Annotated in this window: 10 protein-coding genes; 5 read left to right on the top strand and 5 right to left on the bottom strand. The window is 67.1% G+C overall.

Annotated features, from left to right (window positions below):
- Positions 1 to 12 precede the first annotated feature (12 nt).
- Entirely contained in the window at positions 13 to 615 is a 603-nt protein-coding gene (locus tag ACSYS9_RS04915) for a short chain dehydrogenase (RefSeq protein WP_071228049.1), read from the top strand.
- 72 nt (positions 616 to 687) lie between these two features.
- On the opposite strand, the gene soxR is transcribed toward ACSYS9_RS04915, so the two are convergent.
- Positions 688 to 1,122 carry a redox-sensitive transcriptional activator SoxR gene (soxR, locus tag ACSYS9_RS04910; RefSeq protein ID WP_071228048.1) on the bottom strand — a complete coding sequence of 145 codons (435 nt, stop codon included), beginning with the start codon at positions 1,120 to 1,122 and terminating at the stop codon, positions 688 to 690.
- Positions 1,123 to 1,151: 29 nt separating this feature from the next.
- On the opposite strand from soxR, the gene ACSYS9_RS04905 reads away from it, so the two are divergent.
- Complete coding sequence (locus tag ACSYS9_RS04905; RefSeq protein ID WP_071228047.1) at positions 1,152 to 2,573, top strand: MFS transporter; 1,422 nt, start codon at positions 1,152 to 1,154, stop codon at positions 2,571 to 2,573.
- Between the two features lie 38 nt (positions 2,574 to 2,611).
- On the opposite strand, the gene ACSYS9_RS04900 is transcribed toward ACSYS9_RS04905, so the two are convergent.
- Both ACSYS9_RS04900 and ACSYS9_RS04895 read right to left on the bottom strand, forming a co-directional pair.
- On the bottom strand, positions 2,612 to 4,633 hold the full coding sequence (locus ACSYS9_RS04900; RefSeq protein ID WP_049463618.1) for an esterase/lipase family protein: 2,022 nt from the start codon (positions 4,631 to 4,633) through the stop codon (positions 2,612 to 2,614).
- Complete coding sequence (locus ACSYS9_RS04895) at positions 4,633 to 5,607, bottom strand: Lnb N-terminal periplasmic domain-containing protein (protein WP_071228046.1); 975 nt, start codon at positions 5,605 to 5,607, stop codon at positions 4,633 to 4,635. The genes ACSYS9_RS04900 and ACSYS9_RS04895 overlap by 1 nt, the downstream gene beginning before the upstream one ends.
- 171 nt (positions 5,608 to 5,778) lie before the next feature.
- Here ACSYS9_RS04895 and ACSYS9_RS04890 point away from each other — a divergent pair, with 171 nt between their 5' ends.
- Positions 5,779 to 6,183, top strand: coding sequence for a GFA family protein (locus tag ACSYS9_RS04890; RefSeq protein ID WP_049421554.1), 405 nt, complete (start codon positions 5,779 to 5,781; stop codon positions 6,181 to 6,183).
- A 271-nt stretch (positions 6,184 to 6,454) separates the two neighbouring features.
- On the opposite strand, the gene ACSYS9_RS04885 is transcribed toward ACSYS9_RS04890, so the two are convergent.
- Both ACSYS9_RS04885 and ACSYS9_RS04880 read right to left on the bottom strand, forming a co-directional pair.
- A complete protein-coding gene (locus ACSYS9_RS04885) occupies positions 6,455 to 9,556 on the bottom strand; it encodes an efflux RND transporter permease subunit (protein ID WP_071228045.1) in 3,102 nt (1,033 codons plus the stop codon).
- 4 nt (positions 9,557 to 9,560) lie between these two features.
- The gene (locus ACSYS9_RS04880; protein ID WP_071228044.1) at positions 9,561 to 10,739 is read right to left on the bottom strand and encodes an efflux RND transporter periplasmic adaptor subunit; all 1,179 of its coding nucleotides are present in this window, start codon (positions 10,737 to 10,739) and stop codon (positions 9,561 to 9,563) included.
- A 152-nt stretch (positions 10,740 to 10,891) separates the two neighbouring features.
- Here ACSYS9_RS04880 and ACSYS9_RS04875 point away from each other — a divergent pair, with 152 nt between their 5' ends.
- Together ACSYS9_RS04875 and ACSYS9_RS04870 are read left to right on the top strand one after the other, a co-directional pair.
- Positions 10,892 to 11,575, top strand: coding sequence for a response regulator transcription factor (locus ACSYS9_RS04875; protein ID WP_071228043.1), 684 nt, complete (start codon positions 10,892 to 10,894; stop codon positions 11,573 to 11,575).
- Positions 11,553 to 12,935: a sensor histidine kinase gene (locus tag ACSYS9_RS04870; RefSeq protein ID WP_071228042.1), complete on the top strand. Its 1,383-nt coding sequence runs from the start codon at positions 11,553 to 11,555 to the stop codon at positions 12,933 to 12,935. The genes ACSYS9_RS04875 and ACSYS9_RS04870 overlap by 23 nt, the downstream gene beginning before the upstream one ends.
- The last annotated feature ends 34 nt before the right edge of the window (positions 12,936 to 12,969 follow it).

Raw genomic sequence — 12,969 nt, 5'->3', positions numbered from 1 at the left:
CAAGGAACGGCCATGAAGATCCTCCTCGTCGGTGCCAGCGGCACCCTCGGCCAGGCAGTCGCCCACCAGCTCGGCCAGCAGCATCAGATCCTCGCCGCCGGCCGCAACAGCGGTGAGCTGCGCGTCGACCTGACCGACGACGCCAGCGTCGCCGAACTGTTCTCGCGCACCGGTCCGGTCGATGCAGTGATCTCCACCGCTGGCAAGCTGCACTTCGGTCCGCTGAAGGACATGACACCCGAGCAGTTCAACCTCGGCCTGCAGGACAAGCTGCTGGGCCAGGTGCGGCTGGCACTGGTCGCCCAGCACCACCTCAACGCCGGCGGCTCGATCACCCTGACCAGCGGCATCGTCAGCGCACAGCCGATCCGCGATGGCGTCAACGCCACCTCGGTGAATGCCGCGCTGGAAGGCTTCGTGCGTGCCGCCGCGTTGGAGCTGCTGCCCCGTGGCCTGCGCATCAACGTGGTCAGCCCGAACGTGCTGATCGAATCGATGGCGGCTTACGGCCCCTATTTCCCAGGCTTCGAAGCGGTGAGCGCGCAGCGCGCGGCGCTGGCCTTCCAGCGCGCGGTGGAAGGCATCCAGAGCGGCGAGACGATCACGGTCTGGTAAGAAAAAGGGGACGGAGGGGATTAAGTCGTTAATGCACAAACGACATAATCCCCTCCGTCCCCTTTTCGCGGGTCACTCCCAGCGCATCGGGCCGTCGCCGCGTTCGCCGAGGACGTCTTCGGGGTTGGCCAGGCGGCAGCGCTGCAGCGACAGGCAGCCGCAGCCGATGCAGCCGGTCAGTTCATCGCGCAGCAGTTCCAGCATGCGGATGCGCTCCTCCAGCTCGGTGCGCCAGCGCGCGGACAGCTTGGCCCAGTCGGCCTTGGTCGGCGCGCGGCCCTCGGGCAGGCTTTCGAAGGCACGTCCGACGGCTTCCAGTGGCATGCCTACCCGCTGCGCCACGCGGATCACCGCCAGCCGTCGCAGCACGTCACGGCTGTAGCGACGCTGGTTGCCCGAGGTGCGCAGGCTGCTGATCAGCCCCTTGCGCTCGTAGAAATGCAGCGCGGAAACAGCCACGCCGCTGCGCTGGGAGACTTCGCCAACGCTCAGTTCCTGGGACACCATTGCTTGACCTCAACTGCAGTTGAGGTGTCATGCTGCTATCTTCGCCGGCTGTTGACAAGCGCGGCCCGCATCTGACTCGTATGTCCCCCACTCTTTCGCCCGCCGACGCCCGTGCGCCGGCTGATACGTCGATCCTGTCTCCCCGCTATCGCGCCACCACCATCGGCATGGTGGCACTGGTGGCGCTGCATGCCTTCGAGGCCCTGGCGGTGGCGGCCGCCATGCCGACCGTGGCCGAGGCGCTGGATGGCCTGCGCCTGTATGCGCTGGCCTTTGGCGGCACCCTGGCCACCAGTGTCATCGGCATGACCCTGGCCGGACGCTGGGCCGACCGCCAGGGACCAGCTCGGCCGCTGTGGTATGGCCTGGGCTGCTTCGTGCTGGGCCTGCTGCTGGCCGGCTTCGCCATGCGCATGGGCATGCTGGTGGCCGGGCGCCTGCTACAGGGCCTGGGCGCAGGCGCGATCTCGGTCTCGCTGTACGTGATGGTTGGCCGCAGCTATCCCGAACACCTGCGCCCGAAGGTATTCGCCGCGTTCTCCGCCGGCTGGGTGGTGCCGTCGATGATCGGTCCCGCGCTGAGCGGGCTGATCGTGCAGCATCTCGGCTGGCGCTGGGTGTTCCTGGCCGTACCACTGCTGGCGGTCCCGGCCGCGCTGCTGCTGCGCCCGGCGCTGGCACGCAGGCAACCGAGCGATGCAGGAAACAGCGACGATGGTCGCGGCAACGTGGTGCGCTGGGCCAGCGGCGCCTCGCTGGCGGCGCTGCTGCTGTACTTCGGTGGCCAGCAGCGCGGCCTGCCCGCCCTGCTCTGCATTGGCGCAGCGCTGCTGGCGCTGCTGTTCTGCGTGCATCACCTGCTGCCCGCCGGCACATTGATCCTGCGCCGCGGATTGCCCAGCGTGATCGCGCTGCGCGGCGTCGCGGCGGCCGCATTCTTCGCCTGTGAGGCCTACCTGCCACTGCTGTTGCAGCGCGAACGCGGGCTCTCGCCCAGCTGGGCCGGCGCGGTGCTCAGCCTCGGTGCACTGGGCTGGTTCGCCGGCTCCTGGCTGCAGGGCCACCAGCAGCGCGGCTGGTCACGCCAGCAGCTGCTGCGCGTTGGCACACCGCTGATGACGATCGGTATCGCCGCCACACTGGCCGTGCTGTTCAACGCAGTGCCGCTGCCGGTGGCCCTGGTCGGCTGGGCCATGACCGGCTTCGGCATGGGCATGATCTACGCCAGCCTGTCGGTGCTGACGCTTTCGCTGTCGGCGCCGCATGAGCAGGGCGCCAACACCTCGGCGCTGCAGCTGAGCGAAGCGTTGTCGGTGACCACCGCACTGGCGGTGTCCGGTGCTCTGTTCGCGTTGTTCGTGGAAACCGCACCACACACCGGCTACTTCCTGTGCCTGGCAATCACCTTCGGCCTGGCACTGCTGGCCACGGTGATCGCGCGGCGGGTGTAGCACCGCCGCATTGCGGGATTGCCGGCCAGCGGCCGGCACTACCGGGTACCCGTCCCCATGTCATCGATATCCCGGTGCAGGATGCGCCTCACCTCCAGCACCGCCTGCGGGGTTTCCTGCACGCTGTGGCCGGAGATGATCACCTTCTCCGACAGCGCGCCCGGCAGATGTGCGCTCCAGTACGGCACCAGCCCATCATCGGATTTCTCCACCGGCAGCTCGGGTTTGCGCTGGGCGATGATCGAGTGGTACTTCAGGCCCGCTTCGATCGGCAGCTGTGCGGCGGCCTTCACGAACGGATCGCTGGCCTTGAGGTTGTCGATGCTGTTCGGGATCTTCGGCTTGGCGGTGCCATCGACCTGCTGCTCGGCCTGCGCCAGCGCCATGAACACGTCCTCGAACTTGCCGAGGATTGTCAGCGGCAGGCGTACCAAGCGACCGATCAGGCGACCGACCTTGTTGCCGGCAATGTCGGTGCCCTGGTGCGGCGCGGCGATGAAGATCGCACGCTCCACGTTCGGCTGTGCCTTGAAATGCAGCAGCGGACCCAGCTTGTTCTGCACCCGCTTCAGCCGTTCCCCCTTCAGGTCGTAGTTGGCCAGCAGGTCGTTCCACAGTACATCGCCGGAATCGCTCACCAGCAGGCGCGCCAGCACGCCGCCCATGCTGTGACCGATGTAGACCATGTCCTTCGACGCACGCGTGCTGCCGTTGGGATCGAAATGCTTCAGCGTGTCGTTGAATGCATTGGCGATCTCGTAGCGGTTCAGCGCGATCGGCGCATTGGTCGGGTAATAGACCTGCCACACCTGGAACTGCTGGCGCAGCTCGGGGTCACCCATGATCTCGTTGGCCAGGTTCACCCACGCTTCCGGGCTGCTGGCCAGGCCGTGCAGCATGAAGATGATGCGGCGGTTCGGGTCCCACGGCTGCATCAGGTAGATGTGCGGCTCGCCGATGCCCTCGCTCATACCGAACAGGGTACGCAGCGACTGCCGGGCGAAGCCACTCTGCGCCAGCCACAGGCCGTAGGCGGCAGTGAAGTTGCCGGCCAGCGGTACCTGCTCACCGTGCAGAGTGATGCGCTCGGTCGCTTCCGGCGAATAGGCATCCAGCTCGACCCGGCGCGTGCGCATCACGTCTTCCAGGCTGCTGCCCTCGAACCGCAGCAGTGCGGTGACGTTGATCGAGGACATCTCACTGAACTCGGGCACCGAATCGTCATGGCGGTGGCGGCGGCCACGACGCTCGTCGTCCTCGTCGTCCTGCGCGGTTTCAGCCTTCGGGCCGTCGGGCGCGATCACTGGCGCGACCAGTTTCGGCGGGTCCATCACCATCACCAGTTCGGCACCGAAGCCATCGCGGCGATAGGTGCTGCGCAGGCCAACGAAGCTGACCGTTCCCGCTGGCACCAGCTGCGCCGGAATGCTCTTCAGACCCAGCTGCTGGTAGTTGGAGGCCAGCGACCAGCTACCGACCGTGAGCGGCTTCGTATAGTCCTCGCCGGCCAGCGCAGCGGCGCGTGCGCGCACGAACAACACCACCGCCGCCTTCTCGGCCGCGTAGTTGTAGTAGTCGCGCACCTGCGTCTGCCGGTCCTCGAAGGCCCGGTCGGACGGTGAGCGGCCACTGTAGAACAGGTAGGCATAGGCATAGCGCGCGGCTTCCAGCCAGGCATCCAATGCCGCATCGCTCATCGGCGGGTCGCCTGCGGCGGTCTTCTTCGGCGTCATCGCCAATGCAGCCTTCACCCACAGTTCGGACAGCGCCGACAGCCGCTGCTCGACATTGAGGTCGTCGGTCATCAGCAACGTGCTGCGGCAGACCAGGAAGTCCTTCTCGCACTGCGATTCGTCCAGGCCCGCTGCGCTGAGCGTTTCACGCGCGGCGGGGCTGAGCTTGCCAGTGTTGAGCACATCCGCGCGCTTGTTGACCAGTGAATCACTGGATTTGACCTGCTTGACGGTGACCATCGCGCAGCCGCTGCTGCCCAGCAGCAGGAAGGCGGCGAACAACACCGGCAGCAGGCGCTGCCAGCGGGTCAGAAAAAGTTGGGTCATTACTGCGGGTCCTGCTCGGTGCCGGGCACGCCCTGGCGGGTCACGGTGGAGAAATGCTCGCCATCACCCAGGTCCAATGCGCGCTGGGTGATGCGGCCCTTGTCGTGCAGCTCGGTGTACGGCACGCCCGGCGTGAGCGCGCCGACCTCCTGCGCGTACTCGGCCAGATAGCCGGACAGCAGCAGCCGATAGTCCAACGGCAGGCGCGGCGCGATGTGGCGGGCCAGGTCGAAGACGATGGTCGTGCAGTTGCTGGTCAGCGTGTTGTAGAAGCCCGGCTTGGCATCCAGTTCACGCGCCTGTTCGATGTACGCGGCGAACAGTTCCTTCAGCTGCGCGCGGTCCATGCCATGCAGGCGGTACAGGTAGACATCTTCGCCACGCGCGTTGGTGCGGGTGCGGATGATGTCGGTCTCCTCCGAAGCCACCAGGGTCATCTCGAACTTGCGGAAGAAGCCGCCCAGCGCGGAGAACGACTCATCGCGCTCCTTGCGGATCTCCAGCGAGAACACCACGTGGCGACCATCCTCGAAACCGAACGAGATCAGCGTGTGGGCGATCGCCGGGCCCATCCAGTACGACAGCACCAGGTCGGCCGAGCGCAGCTGGTCCAGGTCGTATTCGCGGCGCACCCAGTGCGCGTCGTAGTCGCTTTCGCTGCGCCAGGTGAAGTCGCGCACGTTGTCCAGCACCACATGGCGCCCGTCGAAGGACACCACGTGCAGGCGCTGGGCCACGTCGTCGGCCCATACGCGGTCCTGGCGCGGGGTCAGCAGCAGCCACCACAGGCCGGCCAACGCCAGCGCCACACCGAAGGCCGTGCCGAGGCGGCGGGAGGCACGTCCCCGCGCGACCCGCCACGACGCCCACAGCGCCACCAGCAGCCACAGCACGGCCACGCCGGTGGCCAGCCAACCCGGCCCCGGCAGCTGGTAGGCCAGCAGCCCGCTCACCCACAGCGCCGCCAGCGCCATGGCACTCCCTGTCATCCAACGTCCTGCGGCGTTCACTGGCATCCTGTCGCGGTCTTGAAGCCGCATAGTTAGCCACAAGCGGGTTCACCGTGGCATCTACAGACCGTTCAGGCTGGGCAGCGCACCGTCGGCGGCGGCCTCTGCGGCCAGGTTCACTTCACAGGAGCAACGATGGGCATCACTTCCGTGGCCGGCGTTCCGGTCCAACCCCGGCACCGAGCCACCTGCCACTGCGGCACGGTCGAACTGCTGCTGGACCTGCCGGACGGTATTGTCGAACCCCGCCGCTGCGACTGCTCGATGTGCCGGCGCCGGGGGGCCATTGCCGCCAGCGTCAGCCGCGCGGGCCTGCAGGTAGTGCGCGGGCAGAACCACCTGCAGCGGTACCAGTTCAACACCCATGTGGCCGAGCACTATTTCTGTGGCGTGTGCGGCATCTACACCCATCACCGGCGCCGCTCCAACCCGGAACAGTACGGCTACAACGTGGCCTGCCTGGAAGGCATCGACCCGTTCGCGCTGGGTGTGATCCCGGTCAACGATGGGGTCAACCATCCCGCCGACCGCACCGGTTAGTGGCGCGTGCGCCGTGGCGGTGCGGCAACCTTCTGCCAGGGGGCCATGCCGCTGCGGCCTGCCCGCACCGGGCGCTTCAGCCAAGGCCGGCGGGGCGTCGCCTGCGGTTCGGTGGCGACCGGGGAAGGAACAGGTCTGCGGCCGGGCCAGAGATGATCGAGCAGCCACATGGCAGGTCTCCGTGGGGGACGGGGACGACCTACGCTAGCGACACCTGGGCAAAGAACGGGTGAGGGTGCTGCGGCAGCCAGATGACAGCCGCCCCCCCCCCTCAGTCCTGCGGCCGTGACCGGCCCAGGCGGCGCACCAGCACGAAGAACAACGGCACCAGCACCACTGCCAGCACCGTGCCGGAGACCATGCCACCGATCACGCTCATGCCGATTTCACGGCGGCTGACCGCGCCCGCGCCGGTGGCCAACGCCAACGGGATCACACCGGCCACGAAGGCCAACGACGTCATCACGATCGGGCGCAGGCGCAGGCGTGCGCCCTGCAGGGCCGCTTCCACCGCTGAACTACCAACGCGATAGCGTGCCTCGGCAAACTCCACGATCAGGATCGCGTTCTTGGCCGACAGGCCGATGGTGGTCAGCAGCCCCACCTGGAAGTAGATGTCGTTGACGAACCCGGCCGCGGTGGTCGCCAGCACGGTACCAATCACGCCCAGGGGGATCACCAGGACCACCGCCACCGGCACCGTCCAGCTTTCATAGAGCGCCGCCAGGCACAGGAAGATGAAGGCAATGGAGGCGATGTACAGCCACAGCGTCTGGTTGCTGGCCAGCTGTTCCTGGTAGGACAGGCCACTCCACTGCAGGTCGAACCCGGGTTGATCGGCAACCAGTGCCTGCATGCGCCGCATCGCCTCGCCCGAGCTGCGCCCTTCAGCGGCGCTGCCCTGGATCTGCATTGCCGGCAGCCCGTTGAAACGCTGCTGCAGCTGCGGCCCGCGCGCCCAATGGCTGCTGGCGAAACTGGCGAACGACGCCATCTGGCCGTTGCCACCGCGCACATACCACTGGCCGATGTCGTCGGGCACGCTGCGGTAGGGCTGGTCGCCCTGCATGTAGACACGCTTGACCCGGCCGCGATCGAGGAAATCGTTGATGTAGCTGCCGCCCCAGGCCGCCGACAGCGTGGAATTGATGTCGGCCTGGGCAAGGCCCAGTGCGCTGGCCTGGGCATGGTCGATGTCCAGCCGCAGCTCGGCCTTGTCGCCAAGACCGTTCAGGCGCACCGAGGTGAGCCCATCGTCTTCACCGGCCGCACGCACCACCTGTTCCTGCGCCGTCTGCAGGGCCACACGCCCGGCCGCACTGGTGTCCTGCAACCACAGTTCGAAGCCGCTGGACTGGCCAAATCCACGCACCGCCGGTGGTGCCAGTACATTGACCTTGGCATCCGGCAGGCTGCGGAAGTAGGCATTGGCACGCGTGATGATCGACGCGGCAGTGTTGTCGCCCGTGCGCTCATCCCAGGGTTTCAGTGCGAGGAAGCCCTGCCCGGCGTTCTGGCCGGTACCGGCATTGTTGCGGCCGACCACTACGAACACCACATCCAGGTTCTGCTTTTCGTGCTCCATGAAGTAGCGGCTGATCTGCTGGCCCAGCGCTTCGGTGCGTGCCATCGGCGTGCCTTCCGGCGTGGAGAACTGGAAGGTCACCTGGCCCTGGTCTTCCACCGGCAGGAAACCGGTCGGCATGCGCACGTACAGCACGACCATGGCGACCACCAGCAGCAGGTAGAACGCCATCCAGCGCCGCGGCCGGGAGACGACGCCACCGAGTTTTCCCTGGTAGGCCAGCTGGCTGCGCTCGACACCCCGGTTGAACGCCCGGAAGAAACGGCCCTGCGGCTTCTGCGCCGAAGACGGCTTGAGCAGGGTGGCGCACAGCGCCGGGGTCAGTGTCAGCGCCACCAGTGCCGACAGCGCCATGGCAGATGCAATCGTGATCGAGAACTGCCGGTAGATGATGCCCGTGGAACCACCGAACAGGGCCATCGGCAGGAACACCGCGCCCAGCACCACGGTGATGCCGATCAACGCGCCGGTGATCTCGCCCATCGATTTTTCGGTCGCTTCGCGCGGCGGCAGATGCTCGTCGTGGATGATGCGCTCCACGTTCTCCACCACCACGATCGCATCGTCGACCAGCAGCCCGATCGCCAGCACCATCGCGAACAGGGTCAGTGTGTTGATGGTGAATCCGGCAACGGCCAGCACGCCGAACGTGCCCAGCAGCACCACAGGCACCGTGATCGCCGGAATCAGCGTGGCGCGCAGGTTCTGCAGGAACAGGAACATCACCACCACGACCAGCACGATGGCTTCGATGAGGGTATGGATGACCCCCTCGATCGAGACCCGCACGAACGGCGTGCTGTCACGCGGATAGGCCACCTGCAACCCCGGCGGGAAAGTCGGTCGCAGCCGTTCGATCTCCGCGCGGACCGCGTCGGCGGTGGCCAATGCGTTGGCGCCGGAGGCCAGGGTGACTGAGAAGCCGGCCGCCGGATAGCCATTGAGATAGCTGCTGGTCTGGTAGTTCTCCGCGCCGATCTCGACCCGTGCGACGTCGCCCAGCAACACCGCCGCGCCATTGGGCAGGGTGCGCAGGATGATCGCGCGGAACTGTTCGGGCGTCTGCAGGCGCGACTGCGCGGTGACCGTGGCGTTGAGGCTCTGCGTCGGGCTGGACGGCATCGCGCCCAGCTCACCCGCCGTCACCTGGGTGTTCTGCGCCTGGATCGCAGCGCGAACGTCCGAGGGCATCAGGTCATAGGCGCGCAGCTTGTGCGGGTCCAGCCACACGCGCATTGCGTAAGCCGAGCCGAACACGTTGATCTCGCCAACGCCGGGAATACGGCTGATCGGGTCCTGCACGTTGCTGACCAGGAAATCGGAGACGTCCACGCGCTCCATGCGCCGGCTGGTGTCGTACAGCGAGACCACCATCAGCGAATCGCCCTGCGACTTGGCCACCGTCACGCCCTGCTGCTGCACTTCCTGCGGCAGCCGGTTGATGGCCTGGTTGACGCTGTTCTGCACCTGCACCTGGGCGATATCCGGGTTGGCGCTCTGGTCGAAGGTGACCGTGATGCGCGCCTGCCCCGATGACGAACTGGTGGAGGAGAAATACAACAGGTGATCGATGCCTTTGATCTGCTGTTCGATCACCTGGGTGACGCTGTCTTCCACCGTCTGTGCCGAGGCACCGGTGTAGTTCGCGGTGATGTTGACCTGCGGCGGCGCGATGTCCGGGTACTGCTCCACCGGCAGCTGGGTCACCGCGATGGTGCCGAAGGCCATGATGCAGATCGCCAGGACCCAGGCGAATACCGGGCGATGGATGAAGAAGCGCGGCAGCATCTGCTCAGTCCTTCCCGGCCGGTGCCGGTGCCGGCTTCACCCGTACCGTCATGCCATCGGCCAAGCCCTGCGCGCCGGCTACCACCACCTGCTCACCGGCGGCCAGGCCATCGAGCACCAGCCACTGATCGCCCACCGCACGCGCGGTGCGGAACAGGCGCAGCCGGGCCTTGCCGTCCTTGTCCACCAGCCACGCCTGTGCCTCGCCCTTGGGGCTGCGGTCGACCGCCGCCTGTGGCACCAACAGCGCCTGCTGGCGGGTTCCCTGCCCCACCAGCGTGCGCACGTACATGCCTGGCAGCAGCTGCCCATCCGGGTTGGGGAAACGCGCCCGCAGGGTGATGCTGCCGGTCTCCTGCTGCACGTCCACGTCGGCGAATTCCAGCGTGCCGGGCAGCGGGTAGTCGGTGCCATCGGACAGGCGCAGCCGCACCGGTGCTGTATCGGCCTGCACGCCACCGTCGGCGATGGCGCGGCGCAGTGCCAGGTACTCATTGCTGGACTGGGTGATGTCCACGTTCATCGGGTCCATCTGCTGCACCCGTGCCAGTGGATCGGCCTGGCCCGAGGTGACCAGCGCCCCCGGCGTGAATAGCGCGCGGCCGATGCGCCCGGCAATCGGCGAGGTCACCGTGGCAAACCCCAGCCGTGTGCTGGCCGTGTCACGCGCGGCCTGTGCGGCCTGCGCCGCGGCGGCAGCCTGCTGGTCGCTGGCGATCGCATCGTCCACGTCCTGGCGCGCGGCCAGCTGGTCCTTGCCCAACGCCTGCATGCGCTGCGCCCGCAGGCGCGCGGTCACCGCAGCGGCCTCGGCGGTCTTCAGGTTGGCCTGCGCCTCGTTCAGCGCCGCCTGGTACAGCGCGGGCTCGATCTGGAACAGTGGCTGCCCGGCCTTCACCCACTGGCCCTGCTCGAACAACCGCTTCACCAGCACACCATCCACCTGCGGACGCACGTCCGATTCCTGCGAGGCAACGCTGCGCCCAGGCAGTTCCTGCTGCAGTGCCAGCGGCTGGCTGCGCAGGGTCAGTATCGTCACCTCAGGCGTCGTCGCGCCGGGCTTGGGCGCGTCCTTGCCGCAGGCGCTGAGCAGCCCCACTAGGGCGAGCGCCAGCAGCGGCAGGCCCGCGGTTCGCGGCAGCCGCCAGGCACGGTACGGACGGGAGGGGTTCGGAAGGATCATCGGCTGCAGGTTCCACGCGTGGGGGAGCGTTCGGCGCCGAATATAGAAGACGTGGCGGCACGATCCTGCTAAATGGCGCATGAAACATTTTTCATTTGCAGTCGCTGCCCACGATTGCGAGGATGCCCCTGTCCCACTCTGCACACTGGCCCATGCCGCGCGTACTCACCATCGAGGACGATCTTGTCACCGCCGAGGAGATCGCCACCGAACTGCGCAGCCACGGCTTCGACGTGGACCTGGCCAGCGACGGCAGCAACGGCCTGGCGCTGGCACGTGCAGGTGACTACGCGGTGATCACCCTGGACCGCATGCTGCCCGGCATCGACGGGCTGGCCCTGGTCACCACCTTGCGCCGTGAAGGCATCACCACGCCGGTACTGATGATCAGTGCGCTGTCGGACGTGGATGAACGCGTGCGTGGCCTGCGCGCCGGTGGCGACGACTACCTGACCAAGCCCTTCGCTTCGGACGAGATGGCTGCACGTGTGGAAGTGCTGATCCGGCGTCAGGGCCCGACTGGCGCCATCGACAACGTGCTGCGCGCCGGTGACCTGGAACTGGACCTGATGGCCCGTTCGGCGCGACGCGGCGGGCATGAAATCGCGCTGTTGCCGACCGAGTTCAAGCTGCTCGAATTCCTGGTCCGCAACGCCGGCCAGGTGGTCACCCGCAGCATGCTGTTCCAGGAAGTCTGGGGCTACCACTTCGATCCGGGTACCAACCTGATCGACGTGCATATCGGCCGCGTGCGCAAGCGCATCGAACAACCCGGCCGGCCGCAGCCGATCATGACCGTACGGGGAACCGGCTATGTCTTCGACGCGCAATCCTGACCACTGGCGCTCTTCCAGCAGCCGACTGCTGGGCCTGTACTGCACCCTGTTCGTGGCGTGGTCGAGCCTGCTGCTGGGCGTGATGTACTGGCGCATCTCGGATTACCTGAGTGACCTGACCGAATCGGGCCTGCAGCAGCGCGCGCACCTGTTCATGAGCTTCGACGGCCCGGCACTGGATGAAGCATTGCGCGACAGCCAGCGCTTCGATCTGCACCGGGTCTATACCTATGGGTTGTTCGACAAGGGCGGCATGCCGATGGCGGGTCCGCTGACAGCGATCCCCGAGGGACTGCCGCTGGATGGCAACTCGCATGCGGTGGACGGTTGGACGCTGGCCGATGGCCGCCACGACAACGGCGGCAGTGCGCTCGGCGTGGTGACCCGCGATGGCCGCACGCTGGTATTCGTACGCCAGAATGGCAAGCTCATGGCGGTCAACAGCATCATCCTCGATGCGCTGCTGTGGGGCGTATCGCTGACCGTCATTCCCGGCCTGGTGGGCTGGCATCTGCTGCGTCGGCGCCCGTTGAAACGTATCCAGCAGATCGAAGCGGCCACCAACCGCATCGTTGCCGGCGACCTCGGCCAGCGCCTGCCGGTGTCCAGCCGTCGCGACGAGATCGATCGGCTGTCGAGCATCGTCAACGCCATGCTGGAACGCATCGAACAGCTGATGACCGAGGTCAAAGGCGTGTGCGACAGCATCGCCCACGATCTGCGCACGCCGCTGACCCGCCTGCGCGCGCATCTTTACCGCATGCGCGTGGGCCTGGACGAACGGGACCCGCATGCCGATCCACTGGACAAGGCGCTGGCCGAGACTGACATGCTGATGGCGCGCTTCGCCGCGCTGCTGCGGGTGTCGGAACTGGAGAGTCACCAGCGACGTTCGGCCTTCGACGCGGTCGACGTCTCTGAGCTGCTGCAGGAACTGCACCAGTTCTACCTGCCGCTGGCCGAAGAGAAGCAGCAGTTGCTGGAGCTGCAGGTGGACCCGAAGGTGGGCCCGCTGCGTGGAGACCGCGAGCTGCTGTTCGAAGCGCTGGCCAACCTGTTGTCCAATGCCCTGCAGTTCACCCCTGCACACGGCCGTATCCTGCTGCGTGCGGTCGATGATCACGGCGCCCCGAGGATCGATGTGATCGACAACGGGCCGGGCATTCCGCCACAGGACCGCACGCTGATCTACCAGCGCTTCTTCCGTGGCAGCAGCGCCGGCCAGGGGCCTGGATTCGGCCTGGGCCTGTCGATCGTGGCCGCCATTGCCGGCCTGCACGGCTTCCGTGTCCGCGCCGGCAGCGCCCCCGGTGGCGGTGCCTGGATGAGCATCCGCGGCGCGACGGACGGCCTGCCCTGACGCCGGGCCAGGGCGCCCCAATCGCACTTGGGAA

The organism is Stenotrophomonas sp. STK17_22 (assembly GCF_051983905.1).
Taxonomy (GTDB): Bacteria; Pseudomonadota; Gammaproteobacteria; order Xanthomonadales; family Xanthomonadaceae; genus Stenotrophomonas; species Stenotrophomonas maltophilia_A.
This window is presented reverse-complemented; position numbering and strand designations above follow the sequence as displayed.

Excerpts from the sequence above, each read along its gene's own strand:
- ACSYS9_RS04915 (WP_071228049.1), top strand. The coding sequence starts at position 13 with ATGAAGATCCTCCTCGTCGGTGCCAGCGGCACCCTCGGCCAGGCAGTC.
- soxR (WP_071228048.1), bottom strand. The coding sequence starts at position 1,122 with ATGGTGTCCCAGGAACTGAGCGTTGGCGAAGTCTCCCAGCGCAGCGGC.
- ACSYS9_RS04905 (WP_071228047.1), top strand. The coding sequence starts at position 1,152 with ATGCTGCTATCTTCGCCGGCTGTTGACAAGCGCGGCCCGCATCTGACT.
- ACSYS9_RS04900 (WP_049463618.1), bottom strand. The coding sequence starts at position 4,633 with ATGACCCAACTTTTTCTGACCCGCTGGCAGCGCCTGCTGCCGGTGTTG.
- ACSYS9_RS04895 (WP_071228046.1), bottom strand. The coding sequence starts at position 5,607 with ATGGCGCTGGCGGCGCTGTGGGTGAGCGGGCTGCTGGCCTACCAGCTG.
- ACSYS9_RS04890 (WP_049421554.1), top strand. The coding sequence starts at position 5,779 with ATGGGCATCACTTCCGTGGCCGGCGTTCCGGTCCAACCCCGGCACCGA.
- ACSYS9_RS04885 (WP_071228045.1), bottom strand. The coding sequence starts at position 9,556 with ATGCTGCCGCGCTTCTTCATCCATCGCCCGGTATTCGCCTGGGTCCTG.
- ACSYS9_RS04880 (WP_071228044.1), bottom strand. The coding sequence starts at position 10,739 with ATGATCCTTCCGAACCCCTCCCGTCCGTACCGTGCCTGGCGGCTGCCG.
- ACSYS9_RS04875 (WP_071228043.1), top strand. The coding sequence starts at position 10,892 with ATGCCGCGCGTACTCACCATCGAGGACGATCTTGTCACCGCCGAGGAG.
- ACSYS9_RS04870 (WP_071228042.1), top strand. The coding sequence starts at position 11,553 with ATGTCTTCGACGCGCAATCCTGACCACTGGCGCTCTTCCAGCAGCCGA.